Raw genomic sequence first — 16800 nt, 5'->3', positions numbered from 1 at the left:
GGACTCGCCCGATGATCGAAAACGCAAGGATGGGTCGGATGAACAGCGAGGACCGAGAACTCGTTCAGTTCGCGGTGAACTGGGCACCGTTCGGGGGCGCGCCCCCGGACGAGGTGTTTGTCACGTTCGGGATGACCGTGGACCGGTATCAACGCCGGCTGCGGGAGATCCTCCGCACTGCGCGGGCAACTGATTCGCCGACCGCGTCCGGACGGGCAGATGTCGCTAGACGAGCTCATAAACTGATGGAATCAGTTGAACCACAGCGTATTCGCTGATCCATTCCGTTGACCGGTTTCGTGACATCGTGTACCTTCCAATCGGCAGGGTAAAATGCGATCGATATCACACCTGCGCTGCTCGGATGGGTGGAGCTCCGGGCGATGCTGGCCGGCGAGCCAGGCGTCATCGATGCCGGTCCGAGCCGACACGTAGGTGGACGGCGCGGTGCAGCGCGACCGCGGTCCGGTTGTTCCTCGGGGATCCGAGACCTTCTTCGGTGCATAACGTCATGTCGACAGAATGGAGTCATGAATGGCGCTCGATATTCACAACCCGGATGTCGAAAGTCAAGGGAGGGAACTGGTTCGGTCGGAGCCCACCTTTCTTCCGGATCCGCAGCCTGGGGAGCTGTGGTGTCCCCTCATCTCGGTGGACGATCACGTTCTCGAGCCGGCGGACATCTTCACCCGCCGAACGAGTTCGCGGTATCGCGATCTTGTTCCGTCGGTCGTCCCGGATCAGGACGGCATACCGTATTGGCACATCGATGGTGACCGAGTTCCCATGCGTCTCACGATGTGTGGTGCGGTCGGTCGGCCGATCGAGGAGTGGAGTCTGGCACCTCAGAAGTACGAAGATTTCCGCCCCGGGGTGTGGGATGTTCATTCCCGGATAAAGGATATGGATCTCAACGGGGTGTATGCCTCTCTGAACTTTCCGTCATTCATCTGGGGGTTTGCCGGGAAGCGGTTGAGCGGGATGCGCGATCGGGAGGTTGGTCTGGCTTCCGTCCGGGCGTACAACGACTGGATGCTCGAAGAATGGTGCGGGGCCTATCCGGACCGATTCATCTCCTGTCAATTGCCCTGGCTCCTCGACCCGGAGGTGGCGGCATCGGAGGTGAGAAACAACAAGGAACGTGGCTTCCAGTCGGTGACATTCTCGGAGAATCCCGAGGGGCTGGGTCTTCCGTCGCTCTACTCCGAATACTGGGATCCGTTCTTTCGTGCATGCGAAGAGACCGAGACCGTGATCAACCTGCACGTGGGGTCCTCGGGGTCGATTTGCCAACCGAGCGTGGCATCGCCTGCAGATGTGACGGTTGCGCTTTTTCCGTTGAACTCCGTCCAGGCAGTGGTCGATTGGATTTTCTCTCGGATCCCTCTGCGGTTTCCGCGGCTGAAGATCGTACTCTCCGAATCCGGCGTCTCATGGGTGCCGATGATCATCGAGCGACTCACTCGTTCCTACCGACAGGCTGCCAGTTCGAAGACGTGGAGCCCGTCGGATCCGAACCCGGTCGACATCCTGCGACGCAACTTTTGGTTTACGTCCATCGAAGATCCGGCGGCGTTCCGGATGCTCGACATCATCGGCGCCGACAGAGTCATGGTCGAGACGGATTATCCGCATGCCGACTCCTCGTGGCCGGAGTCGCAGGACCTGTTCCGTCGGGACATGAAGTCGCTGCCTCGCGGCACGGTCGAGAAGCTCTGCTTCCGGAATGCGAGTGCGCTCTACCAGCATCCTCTCCCTCCTCAGGCGCTGATCGATTCCTCGAGCATCGCCCACTCCTGATCTCGAGTATCGGAAGCGACATCACCCTTCCTCCCTTCCAGGAGCAGTCAACGATGCACACTCTCGACCTGCCGGATCCGCCGACATTTCAGTCTGTCGCTGAAGAACGAAATCACAGGAAAGTGCGCCTTGCCGCAGCGTTCAGGGTCTTCAGCAAGTTCGGATTCGACGACGGAGTCACCGGACATATCACTGCCCGCGATCCCGAGCGCACCGATCACCTCTGGGTGAACCCGTGGGGGATTTCCTTCGGCCACATTCGCGCATCGGACCTGTGCCTTATCGATGGGACCGGACAATTGGTCGAGGGTGTAGGTCCCGTCAATCCGGCAGCAATCACGATACATGCCAGTGTGCACGACGCGAGACCTGATGTGGTCTGCGTTGCCCACAGTCACTCGTTGTATGGGAAAACCTGGTCCGCATTCGGCCGGAAGTTGGAGCCCATCACGCAGGACGCGTGTGCCTTCTACGAAAGGCACTCCGTTTTCGATCAGTACAATGGCGTGGTGCTGGAGGACGACGAAGGTCGTGCCCTCGCGGACAGTCTGGGTGCGAATCGCGCTGCAATTCTCAAAAATCACGGCATACTTACGGCCGGGGCAACGGTCGACGAAGCCGCATGGTGGTTCATCTCCCTCGAACGATCCTGTCAGGCGCAGCTCCTCGCCCTCGCCTCCGGGAAGCCGGACATGATTCCTGCCGGGACTGCGCGGCAGGTCGCCGCGCTCTACGATCAGCGTGCTGGTTGGTTCAATTTTCAGCCAATACTCGCGCGAATCATGCGAGAGCAGCCCGACCTGGCTGAGTAGATCGCCGAACTTCGATGTCGGTGCCCGAGGTCATTCGTCCACGCCTCGGTCGGTGATTACGGCCCGCCGAACCGTCCACCCGCCTGCGCATTGCGCTAGAGGGTCACCCAACCCAAGCACATTTCTCATTCCTCCGGAATGTAATACGAAAGGTGATGTAATGCGCACACGCTTTCACGTCAGTAGACTTACTTGCGGGCTCACTGCCGCTGCGGTCGCCCTCACGCTCGCCGGCTGCGGGGCTGCCAGTAACGCCGAGTCGCAAAGCGATGTCATCAGACTCGGTGAGACGAGTGGAATCAGCGGGCCGGCCGGGGGGTACGGCAAGGCACTGAGTGAAGGCCAGCAGGCGATCTTCCGGGCAGTCAACGACGCCGGGGGCGTGAACGGGAAGAAGATCGAACTGACCCTGCTCGACGACGGCCTCGATGTGGCCCGCGCAGTGCAGAACGTCCGAAAGCTCGTCACAGACAAAAATATAGCGATCGTCGGTGGCTCGGGCTCGGGCTCGATCGATGCAATTGTCCCGGTTCTGGACAAAGCGGGCGTTCCTCTCCTCTTCCCGGCGAAGTCGAGTCCGTCGTTTGTGAACACGGTGGTGCCGCAGGCCTTCGCGCTGGTCCCCACCTTTCCCGACCAGGCGCATGCTGTGGTGTCCGCCGCCTTCCAGAAGACAGGCGCCGGCAGCGTCTTCCTCGTCCGCACGGTGTCCGACCAGAACGATGCCATTCTTGCGAAGGTCGAGACAGCCGTGCGCGATGGTGGCGGCGCATTTCTCGGCACGGCAATCGTGCCTTTCGGCGCCGACGTGACGCCGGTAGCCCTTCAACTCGGCGAGGCGCGACCGGATTATGTGGTGTTCACGTCCGCTCCCGCAGAAACCACCAAGATCGTCAATTTCCTTGCTGGTAAGGACATGCTGCCCAAGAAGGCGATCCTGGGTACGAGCTCGCTGCCTGGTAACACCTTCTTGCAAGGGACCCCACCGAGTGCGCACGGTCTACTGTTCAGCCTGGCAATTACCAAGCCACCTGCGGACCCGAGCGCAGCCGAGTGCCTGGAAGCGGTCGAAAAGTACTACCCCGGTGCGGAGGTCGACACAGTGACCACGTTCGGGTGCGCGATCGCGCAAACGGTGGTCGCGGGACTCGAGATGGCCGGACCCAACCCGAGCAGCGAGAGCCTGGCCGATGCGTTTGCCTCCATGCGGCACCATCAGACCAGTCCTCTCATCCCGCCCGTAACGTTCTCTCGAGATTCGCACATGGGCCTGACGTCATTGCCGGCGGTCACTGTCAAGGACGGTGTGTACGAGGCAGTCGAATCGGTCAGCGTACCGGTTCTGCAGTGATGCTTACCCGATAGGCACTGGAGGTGTCATGAGTCTGTTCTTGGAGACGGTTCTGAGCGGCGTCGCTGTCGGCATGCTGTACGGCCTGATGTCCTTTGCGATGGTTGTGCTTTTCAAGACAACCGCGACAGTAAATTTCGCCCAGGGGATGATGGGCACGGCAGCTGTCTTCGTCGCCTTGACTGTAATGGTCGAGTTCGGCGCCTCCCTTGTCGTGGCCGTCGTGATGGGGTTGTTGTTCAGCACAGTCTTGGGCGTGGTCACCTTCTACGCCGTCATCCGTCCCAAGCCGAGGGCGGACAAGACGAATGTGATCATCAGAACGCTGGCCCTGTCGCTCGTACTGGCAGCATTCATAGACCGATTCAAGGGAGTCGGCCAACCGTTTCAGTTTCCACAGCTTGTGACCTCCGGCAGCGTCGGTATTCTTGGGGTTCGCATCGACTATTCCCTGATGGAAACGGTCGCCGTGGCAGCGATTCTCCTCGGTGGTTTCAGTCTCTTCTTCAGATTCTCCGGCGCTGGTCTGCTACTTCGCGCGGTGGCCGAGTCCCGCGAAACGGTCAGGTTGCTCGGCGTCCGGAGCGACCGATTGTGTGCGATAGCTTGGGGGATCAGCAGCTTCTTGGCCGCAATCGTAAGCCTCTTGGCCGCCAACCACGCCTACGTCTCGACATTCATGCTCGAGGGCTACTTGCTCTATGCCTTTACGGCAGCGATCGCTTTCGGGCTCACGAGCCTGACCGGGGCGGTCATCGGCGGCGTCAGCGCAGGTATCGTCAGCAATGTAGTGGCAACCTACTTTGGGCCCGACGCGGCCAACCTCGTCATCTTCGTGGCACTCATCACCGTCCTGGTCATTCGTCCCCAGGGAGTTTTCGGAGAGCGGAGCGTACATCGTGTTTGAGCACTCGATACCGCGACAGCAGCGAAGGTCCCCTTATCGGTACTGGGGCCTGTCCGCGACACTTGTAGCGCTTGCAGCCCTCGGGATGATCATTCGTGACCCCTCGTGGCAGTACATTCTTATACTCGGTATGGCATGGGGCACCGTGGCCGTCGGGATGAACCTGTGGCAGGGGCACCTCGGCGAGATCTCGTTCGGCCATGGTGCTTTGGTCGCCGTTGCCGCGTATACCTGGACAGTCGCGAGGACCGCGGGGATGTCGCCGTTTCCGGCGCTCGTTGTCTGCCTGGGCGTCACCCTGGTTGCGTGCGGGATCGTTGCGCTGGCAGTGGTCCAACTTTCGCATTTCGGTTCGGCAGTGGCCACGTTCTTTCTGGCGTTTGTCGTGGCGGCCGGCCTACAGTCGAGTGCGTTCGTCAGTCTTACGGGTAGCCAGTCTGGTCTGCTGGTTCCGGAGCTCCTCGTTCTCGGCGTCGACCTCGGAAACGGCGCTGGGCTGTATTTTCTTGCGCTCTGCTTCTTGGCGCTCGTTCTCTTCACCTCCTCAAGTTTCGGCAGTGGAAGGCGCGGGCACGAGCTACGGCTGATTCGCTCGAGCGAGCAGGTTGCTTCCTTGCTGGGCGTCAGGGTCAAGCACGCCAAATGGACCGCGTTTGTCTTTACAGGACTCGGTGCAGCGTTGGCAGGAATTGTCATCTCCCAAGGGCTTACGGTGATCACCCCAGATTCGTTCGGGGTGGCGGCGTCCATCACGCTGGTCGCGATGGTTGTCGTGGGTGGGCAGGGAACCTTGTCGGGCCCATTGCTCGGTGGGCTGTTCTTCGCAGTGTTGCCTGCCGTGTTTCACGGCGCTCCTGAGAACCAGGCCCTATACGCAAGCATCACCTTCCTTGTCTTTGTCGTGCTGGCTCCGGCAGGGATTCTGGGTGCGCTGTCGAAGTGGAATGGTGGAGTTCACTTGTGGGGGAAAGGCACTGTCGCGCGGCGAGCACCCGAGCGTTCCGGCACTGCGGTGGACATGACCGGCGATCTCGATAGCGCTGACGCCGGCGAACCCTCATCCCAGGATCTCGATCGTACGGCGCTGGGCCGGGGCCAGAATTCTGCGGAAGGTACCGCGACTGCAAGGACCGAGGTCGCCGCGATCGAGCTTGCCGGCGTTGGTGTCGCTTTTGATGGGGCGCAGGTACTTCATGGAGTCGATCTCGCGGTAGGGCACGGTCGGATCCATGCCTTGATCGGTCCAAACGGCGCCGGTAAGACAACGTTGATCAACACGGTCACCGGCCTGCTCCGACCGACAAGTGGCGAGATCAGGATCAATGGTCGCGAAACCACCACGATGTCGCCACCAGAAATCCGTGCGACGGGAGTCGGACGCACCTTTCAGAATCCCTCGCTCGTTGATGACTTGTCCGCGGTGGAGAACGTTGCCCTAGGTCTTTTGCATCAGCACCGTCGCTGGCTGCTGGTAGATCTGTTGCGCCCGACGCCCGGCCGAAAAACGGATGCCGATATTCGAACCAGGTGCGAGGAGGCCTTGTTTCTCGTCGGCGTGTCCGAGTCTGTGTGGAACAAGAGGGCAGATGAAATCTCTCTGGCTGACAGGAAACTGGTCGACCTGGCCAGGTCCTTTGTGTCGGAGCCGAAGGTCTTGTTGCTCGACGAACCCACAGCCGGACTGGGTGAACATGAGATCCACTGTGTGGAGAATGCGATTCGAAAACTACGCAGCAGTGGGAGAGTCACGATTCTACTCGTCGCCCACCATATTGCGTTCGTGCGGCGAGTAGCCGATACCGTCACGGTACTGGACGGCGGGGAGGTTTTGGCCTCCGGAGAACCAAATCACGTCACACGCGACGAGCGGGTACTGGAAGCCTTCGTCGGCAAGCCGGTCGAACTGCCGGACCCGGAGCGTGAATCGGACTCCAACCCAGTCCAGTCAACCGCGGTCCGCGTGGCTGAGTCAGTTGGCGCCCAATCTTCCTCGACGAACCCTCAGGCGGAATCGCTCAGCGTGAATCTGTCGTCACAAGGCTTGGTGGTTACCGACCTGACCGTCGGATACGGACCCACGCGCGTTCTCGACAAGGTTTCCCTGAATGTCTCCCGCGGAGAACTCGTCGGCCTTACAGGCAGGAACGGCGCGGGAAAGACGACGCTACTACGCGCACTGTCCGGAGTGATCCCCCGCGGAGACGGTCTTATCACCATGGATTCGACGCCGCTTCCTTCGTCGCCAGTGGCGGCGGCCAGATCTGGGTTGATCCACGTACCCGAGGGCCGGGGCGTAGTCGGATCGCTTTCTGCGCTGGCCAATCTGCAGGTCGGCGCCTTGGCGGTCGGCCACAGATTGACGAATGAGGACCTAGACCAGATTTTGGACCGGTTCCCGGGACTCAGACCCCTGTTGGACCGCCCCGCAGGGCTATTGAGCGGCGGTCAACAACAGATGCTGGCGATAGCCCGGGGACTTGCCGCCGAACCTTCCATTCTGATGGTGGACGAACTCAGTCTGGGGCTATCGCCCAAGGCGACAAGCGAAGCGCTACAGGTGTTGTCGGCCCTGGCCCGCGAAAACGGCGAGGGTGTGCTTGTCGTCGATCAGAATATCCAAACGCTTTCGAGTGTTTGTGATCGGTTGTACGTCCTGAGGGATGGGTCTGTCGTCGAACTCGAGGGAGACGCCGGATCGATTCACCAGTTGCAGGATGTCTATTTCTAACCTCAATACCGGTAGGCGTCGTTTCCGAAGGGGGCGGGTCTGTCCACCTGGCGATTTGCCGTCGTCGGCCTCTGTAGGCAGCGCTGGGTGAGGCCGACTGAATTAGCGCGCGTTTTCGGAGTGAATGATGACTCACCCTCTGTGACCTGGTAGTTGATCCGCACGCTGTACTGTCCTGCCCGGTCGCCGGAAAGCTCCTCCAGGCAGTTACCTGGCGGCACTCGTCGGTCGTTGACGTCGGTGGCCGCGTCGGTGACCAGGAGATTGTGGTGCGAACACCCACGCAGAGCCAGTGCTCGCCCTACGTCTACCGGGTGGCCGGGCGGGAGGTGCCGATCGTCGACGGTACTGAGCTCGGGAAGGGTGAGGTGTTCGTTCGACAGCTCGACGAGTTTTCAGGACGATTGCGATGACTGGTGAGGGGACCGCGATCGCCGCAAGGTCTGACACTCCCTCTGTCTGTCCGCTGTATCCCTGGGGGTAACCCTCTGTCTCCCAGGGATACTCCTGTCCGAGGGCGGGTGGGCGCAGCACTCGAGTGATCGGGCGGTTATTCGATCGCGTAGCCGATTAGGTCGGCAGCTCCGGCCAACCGTGATGCGAATCCCGGGTGGTCGAGGGGAAGGGTCATCTCGGGCCGATCCGGGAACGCCTGGGCGGCGGGCGTGAAGAGGGCGACGCACAGTCCACCGGCGAATCGGCCTCGGTAGGCGAGCCCGTCGAGATCCGGGTGGGCGGCGCGGATGGTGCGTGCCCACCGATTTCCTGACAGACCCGATCAGGCCCGTCGGGATACAGCCGATAGGCGACCGCGTCTCAAGAGGCCGGTGTTGGGTGCGGGCGTCGGCGGTGCGTGGACGGGGGCTGGGCGCTGGTTATGAGCGCACGTGCATTCGTTCTCCTTGGGGGCCGAAGATGGCGAGCACTTCGCAGGGGGTGGGTCCGGGGTTGCCGATCCAGTGCGGTGTGCGGGTGTCGAATTCGACCACTTCTCCGGGTTCGAGCACCATGTCGCGGCTGCCCAGGATCAGGCGCAGTCGGCCGTTGAGTACATAGAGCCACTCGTAGCCTTCGTGGGTTTGCAGCGTCGGGTGGGCGACGTCGTCGATGGTGGGCAGCACCATTTTGAAGGACTGCAGGCCCCCGGGCCGGCGGGTCAAGGAGAGGAAGGTCCGTCCGTGCCGGGTCACCGGCTTGGACCGGATTCTGGGGTCGCCGGTGTCCGGGGCGTCGACGAGTTCGTCCAGTGCGACCCGGTGGGCGCGGGCCAGTGGAAGCAACAGCTCGAGGGTGGGCTTGCGCTGTCCGGATTCCAGTCGGGAGAGAGTGCTGAGCGAGATGCCGGTCTCCTCCGCCAGATCGCTCAGGGTGGCTTCCCGCTCGAGTCGAAGCTGTCGCAGTCTCGGGCCCACGTTCTTCAAGACGTCCTGGTCTTCCATGTCGCTCAGTGTGCCGGAGTTTTGCCATTACGGCAAGGATGTTTGCCATATCTCGGGAGGGGTCTGCACCCTGGAGACATGACGGAGAACGAGAGTTTCGATGTGGTGGTGGTCGGCGGCGGCGCTGCCGGTTTGAGTGGTGCGATGGTGCTGGGGCGGTCCGGTCGCCGGGTGCTGGTGCTCGACGCGGGTGAGCCTCGCAATGCTCCGGCCGAGCACGTCCACAACTATCTCGGCCGGGAAGGGGTGCCCCCGCTCGACCTGCTGGCCGACGGCCGGGCCGAGGTGGCGGCGTACGGGGTGGAGCTGGCGAGCGACCGCGTGACGGCCGTGACCCGCACCGAGCACGGTTTCGCCGTGGCCACCGGCAGCGGACGCGAAATCGCCGCCCGGCGGGTGCTGGTCACCACCGGGGTGGTGGACGAGCTGCGCGATGTCCCCGGCCTCGCCGAACGCTGGGGCCGCGATGTGCTGCACTGCCCCTACTGCCACGGCTGGGAGGTGCGCGGTCGAGCGATTGCGGTACTGGCGACCAGCCCGGTCGCGGGACACCAGGGTCTGCTCTGGCGCCAGCTCACCGACGACGTCGTCCTCGTCGTCGCAGACGGGGTCGAGCTGCCGGCCGCCGACGTGGAGCGGATGGCCGCGATCGGCGTGCGGATCGAGCACGGCACTGCGCGGGAGGTCGTCACCGACGGCGACCGGCTGATCGGGGTGCGCCTGGCCGACGGCTCGCTGCTCGAGCGCGAGGCGATCGTGGTGGCCTCCCGGCCGCAGGTATGCCTCGACTTCCTGACCTCTCTCGGCCTGGAGCCGCAGCACGTCGAGTGGGGCGGGGTGCCGGTGGGGTCGGTGATTGCGGTCGACCCGGTGGGGGCGACCGCGGTGCCGGGCCTGTACGCGGCCGGCAACGCCACCGACATCGGCATGACCCTGATCGGCGCGGCCGCTCACGGCACCCGGGTGGGAGCGTTCGTCAACGCCGACCTGGCCGCCGAGGACGCCGACCGCGCGGTCGTCGAGCGCCGGGCCGAGCTGTTCGAGCAGCCCGCCTGGGAGGATCGCTACTCCGGGGAGCGGGTCTGGAGCGGACGCGTCAACCCCCAGCTCGAGGCCGAGGCCTCGTCCCTGACACCCGGACGGGCCCTGGACGTGGGCTGTGGTGAGGGCGCCGACACGGTCTGGCTGGCCGGCCGCGGCTGGTCGGTCACGGCCCTGGACTTCGCGGTCGCCGCCCTGGAGAAGACGGCCACGCACGCAGCCGAGGCCGGCGTCGGTGACCGTGTCACCACGCTTGCCGCCGACGTCCGCAGCTGGCAGCCCGGCCAGCAGCGATGGGATCTGGTGTCCTCGCAGTTCCTGCATCTTCCCGACGGCGGGATGGTCGAGCTGACCCGGCGCCTCGGCTCCGCGGTCGCCCCCGGTGGCACCTTGCTGGTGGTCGGTCACCACCCCGACGACCTGGCGACCGGGCTGCGCCACGGTCACCACTGGTTCCTCTTCACCCCCGAGGCGCTGATTCCGGCGCTCGAGGACGGGCAGTGGGAGGTCGAGCTCTGCGAGGTCCGGTCCCGCACCACGGCCCACCCGCACTCCGGGGTGCAGGTCACCGTCCGCGACTCGGTGCTGCGGGCGCGACGACGCGGCTGAGCCGGAACGGTCGTGACGAGACAGGCCATCGACCGTGCGGTCGACACCCGCGACGGCGCGCCGACGGCCGCCGTTGCCGAGGTGACCCCACCGCCGGCACCTCCGGCCGGCGGTGCGCCCCGCACAGCAGACCATCGCGCAACTGCTGGCGTTCCTCGACAGCGCCGACCTCGCTCCGGTCGTCAAGGCGGCCGCCCAACTCGAGATCACCCACCCGGAGTGGACCTTCGCGGTCTTGGCCGATCAGACCGGGGCCAAGGCGACGAGCACAGCCTCGCACCGGTACAAGAAGGCCAGGACATCGCTCGCGCCGCCGGATTCAGCATCCCGCCGCTGCCCGACTTGGGCGAAACCCTCGCCGGCAAGGGCGTCGTCGATGTGGACGCGATACCGTTCCGGGCGCGCGCGGAGCTGGTGGTGCGCTGACGGCCGGCACAACCCCTATGCCGCCTCGGTGTCCGTCTACGACGAGGACGACTACCGGCGGATGCGGCTACTGGTGACCGACGACGGCAAGGCCGGCGCCGCACTGCACGGCGACGAGATCGTCTCGGTGTCCGCCCACCGGGACTGCACCCACCCGCGCGCGGCACGCGCGATGGTCCGGTACGCCACCGCGCTCGATGGCCGCCGTCTGGACTGTGTCGACACCGTGCTGCCGGACCTGTATGCCGAGGCCGGGCTCGTGCCCGCCGCGCGAGTGCGGTGGAACGACGACTACGCCCCTGCCGGCTGGGACTACGACAACTTCCGCGCCTTCAACCAGGGCCGCCGGGACGTGGTGTTCCTGGCCGACGACCCCGACCGGGTCGGCGGCAGGTATCCCCGGGGGCTATGAGCTTGCGTCTGCCGTGACGTACCCGCCCGTACCATCCCCCGTGCACTCGATAGCCGTTCTTCACGCAGGCCAGGTGCGATCGCGGTGACGGGTTCGGGGGGCCGCAATCGGCGACAAGAGAGACCGGACACGGACATGCCGGAGGTGGTTCCTAAGCTGGAGTTGCCCGGTTTCCGTCGACGGGCGGAAGGACGTCCGCAGGGTGAGTGGAGTGGGTGTGGAGCCGAGGGTGAGCGAACCTGAACTCAGGGATCGCGTGCAACGCCTGCTCGCCTTTCTGGCCGAGCTCGTCAAAGCACGGAGCGCACCTGTCCGCACCCTCGACAAACACCGTGCCGTGCTGTCGCTCGACGAGAAAAACCTCGACGTCGGCCTGAGCGCCGATGCCGCGGCAGGAGACGTCTTCCTCCGCGCACGGCGCGTTGTCCTCGAAGATCCACCGCGTCCCCCCGCGCTGGTCGCGAAGTATGTGCAGGGGGCAATCGACAACTCTGCCGCCGAACCCACACTCGACCCACAGGCCCCCGACGCCGTCGACGGCGTCGAGATCTGGTTGGCGCAATGGCGGGCGTGGGCGGCTGTGGATCGGGAACGACGGCCCGCGTCGCAGCTGTACACGTTCCTGCAGCACGCGATGCTGAACCTCGACGCCCAACCGGAATCGCTCGAGCTCGTCGTCGCATCGGGGTTGCTGCACCTCTCCGACGATGTCGCAGGCGCGCGGGTGCACACGCACTTGATCACCCAGTCCGCCCTCATCGAGCGGCACGAGGAATCCGGCGACCTGCTGGTCCGGCTGAATCCCGACGCCGTCCCGTCGCTCGAAGACACCCAGCTCCTCACCGGATTGGAAGTGTTCGATCCATCGAGTACCCGCGACCTGCACCAATCCCTCGCGACTCAGGTCGCGTCGCCCCTCGACCCCGCGGCTCGGGTGTTTCTCAAGGACTGGACCGACCGGGCACTTACAGTGCGCGTGGACGTCGTCGACCAGGCGGAGGAGGCATCGTCGCCCGAGGCGTTCGTGAGACCGTCGCCGGCTCTGGTGCTCCGCAAGCGCGGCGCCTATGCGCTCATCGAGTACTACAACCGCATGAGCGAGGCCGTCGCCGACGAGTCGAACCAGGTGCCGCTGGGTCTGGCGCAACTCGTCGAAGCGATCGAACCGGCCGACCGTGTCGCATGGCTCGACCGCATCGGCACACCGTCCGCGCTGTTCGCCGATGAGCCGTTGTTCCCGTTGCCCGCGAACGATGAGCAGCGCGACATCCTCGATCGCCTCACCGGCGACAGCGGCGTCGTGGTCGAAGGCCCACCCGGTACTGGTAAGACACACACCATCGCCAACCTGGTGTCCGCGCTGCTCGCGGGTGGCCAGCGCGTGCTGGTCACCAGTGAGAAGGCTCAGGCGCTGCGTGTACTGCGCGACAAACTTCCGCTCGAACTGCAAGAACTGTGTGTGGCGGTGACCGACCCGGCGCGGGGAGGGTCTGCGGAGCTCAACCGCAGTGTCAGCGAGATCGCTACCCGCAAGGCGCAATTCAACGGGCGGCGCGCAGCGCAGCGCATCGACGAACTCACCACGCAACGCAACGACGTGCTCAACCGTCGGGCGATCCTGACGGAACAGATTCGGCAGACGCGCGCGCAGGAGACGGTCGTTCACACCGCGGTCGCCGCCGGTTATGAGGGGACGGTCGCGTCGATCGTCCGGAGGGTCCGCGCACAGGAATCCGGACAGGGGTGGCTGCCCGTACCGCTGTTCACCGACGCCCCACCTCTGAGCGTCGACGAATTCATCACCCTCCATGCGCTTCATCAGCGGTCGAGCGTCGAGCGGGCGCGTCGGCGGCACCAAGCGTTCCCCGACTTGTCCCTGCCCACCCAGAGAGAGGTACAGGACGCGTGCGCCGCGGTCGCACAGGCATCGCAGGACGTGACCGGCGAAATGCCGGAGTTGCTGCGGGTACTCGAGGGCGCCTCACCCGACATACTGGCCCGTATCCGCGATCTCTGTGAACAACTGCAGGGCGCTCTGCACGATGCAGAACGGCTCGACCTGGGATTTCAACGCGTGGCCGACGATGTCCTGTCGGGGAGGGCGCAGCACCTGTGGGGAAAGACCGCCGAGTTCGTAGGTCTCGTGCAGGCCGCGCAGGAGGCCGATCGCGTCGTCGGTGCCAGCACGGTGGCAACGCCGGTGACCGGGCGGCTCGCGTTCGAGGCGTATGACGCGCTGGCTCGCAAGCTGGAGGCGGGGGACACATGGCGCAGTGGCTTCTCCCGGTTCCGGAGGAGTGACGAGCAGTCGGCGGTCGAGGCGCTCGGCGAGCCTGCGACCGTCGACGGGGTCGCGGCCACTACCGCCCACTCGGTGCGTATCGTCGCCGAGCACCTCCGTGCGCTCGACGCGGTGCGGGTCGTGGGGATCGTCCTGCGCGATCTCGGTATCGACATCGCACTCGACGAGTCACGCAGCCGTGCCATCGGCACCCTGGCACTGATCAACCGGGACCGTGGCATCGTGGACAACCTTGTCACACGGGTACGGGATGTCGAATCGGCGTTACGAGACATCCACCCTGGTGCGCCGCGGCTTGTGAGTGTCGAACAGGCGCGGTCGGTTGCGGAGTCGGCGCGGGAAATCGCCGCGGTCGGCACTGCGCAAGCCAGCAAGGCCTGGCTCGAATCCGTCGGCCTGTATGTGCGGGGCCAGATCGCCGGGGGAGCGTCGCCCGAAGGGCGCGCCCTGGCACGGGCCTTCCACGATGCGGACTTCGACGGTATCAATGCAGCTTTGGATGCATGGGATCGTGCGGCCGGTGAACAGCGGGAGGAGCTCGAACTCTTGTCGCTGCACGCGCGTTTGACCGACGCCGCACCGGCGCTCGCGCAGGCCATCGCCGAAGATCCGTCGTGGCCGCAGTGGCCGGTTCGTCTGGCAAACATCGAGAGCGCGTGGGCGTGGCGTCGCGCAGAGCAGTGGGTGCGGAACGTCAACGAGGGGCGTGACGACGGGCAGTTCGAACGTGACCTCGACGCGGTCGAGAAAGACATCTCGCGGTTGACCACGCAGCTCGTCGCGGAGAAGGCGTGGAGCGCGTGTCTCGACCGCACGACCGCCGAGCAGGTCCAGGCCCTGCACTCGTACCGCGACCATGTCGCGAGTATCGGAAAGGGTACCGGGAGATATGCAGAGCGTTATCGGGCTGCAGCGCGTGAGGCCATGCAGGTCGCGCAGGGTGCGGTGCCGGCGTGGGTGATGCCGTTGCAGCAGGTGCTGTCTTCGGTTCCGCCTGTACAGAACCTGTTCGATGTCGTCATTGTCGATGAAGCAAGCCAGGTCGACATCAGTAGCTTGTTCCTGCTGTGGTTGGCGCCGCGTGTGATCGTGGTCGGGGACGATAAGCAATGCGCGCCGAGTGCGGTGTCGTTGGGTGCGCTCGACGGAGTGTTCCGTCGTCTCGATTCATCCCTGCCCGACATCCCGAAGTACTTGCGCGATAGTTTCACTCCCCGCTCGAGCATGTTCTCGTTGTTGCGGTCGCGGTTCGGGAGCATCGTCCGGTTGCGTGAGCATTTCCGATCGATGCCGGAGATCATCGCCTGGTCGAGTGAACAGTTCTATGCAGACGACCCCCTGGTTCCGTTGCGGCAGTATGGGTCCGACCGCCTTCCGCCCCTGCGCACCACCTACGTCGACGGTGGTGTCGTCACCGGACAGAACTCGACGTTGACGAACCGTGTCGAGGCCGGTGCCCTCGTCGACACTGTGGTGCAGTGTGTCGAAGACCCCGCCTACGACGGGAAGACCTTCGGCGTGGTGGTTTTGCAGGGGCAGTCGCAGGTCGACGTCATCCAGAACGAACTGCTCGACCGGCTCACCCCGCACCAATGGGACGAACGCAGACTCCGTGTCGGCACGCCTCCGGATTTCCAAGGGGACGAGCGGCACGTGGTGTTTCTGTCCATGGTGGTCGCGCCCGACCAGAACATCGCGGCGATGACGAGGACCGAATACCAACGACGGTTCAACGTCGCCGCATCGAGGGCACAGGACCAGTTGTGGTTGTTCCATTCGCGGACCGTCGACACGTTGCGGCCGACGGACCTGCGGCATTCGCTGCTCACCTACCTGCAGTCGACGTCGCCGATGCCTGCGGCGCCGATGCCGGCGGGTGTGACGGGTGAGGAGCGGCACGAGGCATTCGACAGTCTCTTCCAGCAGGAGGTGTTCCTCGACATCGCTGCCCGCGGATATCACGTGAACCCCCGGGTGGAGGTGAACGGTCACGTCATCGATCTGGTGGTGACCGGTGCGGCAGGCAAGCTGGCTGTGGCGTGCGACGGCGAGCAGTGGCACACCACTCCCGACCGGCAGCGCGCCGACCTCGAGCGTGAACGTGAACTGCGCCGCAGCGGCTGGAGGTTCTGGAGGGTCCGCGAATCCGAGTACTACCTCGACCCGGACGCGTCGATGTCGGGGCTGTGGGGCGAGCTCGAGCGGCGCGGCATTACCTCCGAGGGTGCGGATGCCGGTGCGGTGTCCGACGTCGAGCGTTCCGGATTCACCGAGTCGTCGGTGGCCACGCCGGTGTCGTCATCGCTGGCTGACACCATTGTGGAGGCACTCGGGAGTGAGGAATATCCGGTCGTCGAGCTTGCCGATCGGCTCGAGATGGACTGGACGGTCGTTCTCGCGGTGCTGGAAGAGCTCGTCGTCACCGGGCGGGTCGACGCGTTCGTTGCGCCAGGGCAACGGACGAACTATCGGGTTGCGGGTGTAGTCGATCGCACTGCCGACGATGTTGCCGGCTTCTGACCGAATCGGATGATCGGACGATTCGTAGGCCGGGTTTCGAGACGTTGGTGCCGCTGACCTCGCGTGGATCGTCGCAATGCCGGAGTTCGACCTCGTGAGCAGGAGTGGTGACGACCAGTTCGTCGCCCGGCGCTATGTCTTCGTGTCTCATACTCGAGGCACGCGGGTGTGGACCTACGGTCGTGCCGGTTTCCTGAGCTCAGGACGCGGACTGTCCACCACTGTTTTCTGCTGGCCAAGCTCGACGCCGAACCGGACCGGCGGTCGGTCGGGGACGTCTTCGGCGCCCAGCCCGTCCCGGGATCCGGTCCCGACGACGCGTCAGCAGGCCGAAGCCGAGATCAAGGCCCTGGCCGGCGCCCGGCCCGGGGAATGGGTCACCTGGAAGGTCTACGACCGCAGCCGCCGCCAGTTGGCCAGCGTCGCCGCCCGGACCTGCGCACCGGCAGGATC

Annotated in this window: 10 protein-coding genes; 9 read left to right on the top strand and 1 reads right to left on the bottom strand. The window is 64.6% G+C overall.

All coding sequences use genetic code 11. The annotated features are described in order from the left end of the window. Positions 1–38 precede the first annotated feature (38 nt). The 6 genes from ISO16_RS11310 (at position 39) to ISO16_RS11285 (ending at position 7598) form a co-directional block, all read left to right on the top strand. Positions 39–278, top strand: a complete 240-nt coding sequence (locus ISO16_RS11310; protein ID WP_139310904.1) for a hypothetical protein — start codon at positions 39–41, stop codon at positions 276–278. A gap of 256 nt (positions 279–534) precedes the next feature. After that, complete coding sequence (locus ISO16_RS11305; protein WP_072636039.1) at positions 535–1800, top strand: amidohydrolase family protein; 1266 nt, start codon at positions 535–537, stop codon at positions 1798–1800. A 53-nt stretch (positions 1801–1853) separates the two neighbouring features. Further along, positions 1854–2612, top strand: coding sequence for a class II aldolase/adducin family protein (locus ISO16_RS11300; RefSeq protein WP_072636038.1), 759 nt, complete (start codon positions 1854–1856; stop codon positions 2610–2612). Between the two features lie 160 nt (positions 2613–2772). Further along, a complete protein-coding gene (locus ISO16_RS11295; protein ID WP_072636037.1) occupies positions 2773–3963 on the top strand; it encodes an ABC transporter substrate-binding protein in 1191 nt (396 codons plus the stop codon). 28 nt (positions 3964–3991) lie between these two features. After that, positions 3992–4870 (top strand): branched-chain amino acid ABC transporter permease, encoded by an 879-nt coding sequence (locus tag ISO16_RS11290; RefSeq protein ID WP_072636036.1) that lies wholly within the window; start codon positions 3992–3994, stop codon positions 4868–4870. Between the two features lie 85 nt (positions 4871–4955). Beyond that, entirely contained in the window at positions 4956–7598 is a 2643-nt protein-coding gene (locus ISO16_RS11285; protein ID WP_072636035.1) for an ATP-binding cassette domain-containing protein, read from the top strand. A gap of 875 nt (positions 7599–8473) precedes the next feature. Here ISO16_RS11285 and ISO16_RS11275 read toward each other — a convergent pair. Continuing rightward, positions 8474–9037, bottom strand: coding sequence for a helix-turn-helix domain-containing protein (locus tag ISO16_RS11275; protein WP_072636033.1), 564 nt, complete (start codon positions 9035–9037; stop codon positions 8474–8476). Positions 9038–9115: 78 nt separating this feature from the next. On the opposite strand from ISO16_RS11275, the gene ISO16_RS11270 reads away from it, so the two are divergent. The 3 genes from ISO16_RS11270 to ISO16_RS11260 all read left to right on the top strand — a co-directional run bounded on the left by ISO16_RS11270 (position 9116) and on the right by ISO16_RS11260 (position 16347). Continuing rightward, entirely contained in the window at positions 9116–10687 is a 1572-nt protein-coding gene (locus ISO16_RS11270) for a bifunctional NAD(P)/FAD-dependent oxidoreductase/class I SAM-dependent methyltransferase (RefSeq protein ID WP_072636032.1), read from the top strand. 112 nt (positions 10688–10799) lie between these two features. Then, positions 10800–11525 (top strand): hypothetical protein, encoded by a 726-nt coding sequence (locus ISO16_RS11265; RefSeq protein ID WP_195886203.1) that lies wholly within the window; start codon positions 10800–10802, stop codon positions 11523–11525. 256 nt (positions 11526–11781) lie between these two features. Beyond that, positions 11782–16347, top strand: coding sequence for an AAA domain-containing protein (locus ISO16_RS11260; protein WP_072636031.1), 4566 nt, complete (start codon positions 11782–11784; stop codon positions 16345–16347). Positions 16348–16800 lie beyond the last annotated feature (453 nt).

Origin of the sequence: Rhodococcus sp. M8, from assembly GCF_015654185.1 — a bacterium.
GTDB classification, from domain to species: Bacteria; Actinomycetota; Actinomycetes; order Mycobacteriales; family Mycobacteriaceae; genus Rhodococcus; species Rhodococcus aetherivorans.
Note: the sequence above shows the minus strand (reverse complement) of the source record. Positions and strands in the feature narration are given on the sequence as shown.

Coding starts and splice junctions, on each gene's coding strand:
- ISO16_RS11310 (WP_139310904.1), top strand. CDS start 39: ATGAACAGCGAGGACCGAGAACTCGTTCAGTTCGCGGTGAACTGGGCA.
- ISO16_RS11305 (WP_072636039.1), top strand. CDS start 535: ATGGCGCTCGATATTCACAACCCGGATGTCGAAAGTCAAGGGAGGGAA.
- ISO16_RS11300 (WP_072636038.1), top strand. CDS start 1,854: ATGCACACTCTCGACCTGCCGGATCCGCCGACATTTCAGTCTGTCGCT.
- ISO16_RS11295 (WP_072636037.1), top strand. CDS start 2,773: ATGCGCACACGCTTTCACGTCAGTAGACTTACTTGCGGGCTCACTGCC.
- ISO16_RS11290 (WP_072636036.1), top strand. CDS start 3,992: ATGAGTCTGTTCTTGGAGACGGTTCTGAGCGGCGTCGCTGTCGGCATG.
- ISO16_RS11285 (WP_072636035.1), top strand. CDS start 4,956: ATGATCATTCGTGACCCCTCGTGGCAGTACATTCTTATACTCGGTATG.
- ISO16_RS11275 (WP_072636033.1), bottom strand. CDS start 9,037: ATGGAAGACCAGGACGTCTTGAAGAACGTGGGCCCGAGACTGCGACAG.
- ISO16_RS11270 (WP_072636032.1), top strand. CDS start 9,116: ATGACGGAGAACGAGAGTTTCGATGTGGTGGTGGTCGGCGGCGGCGCT.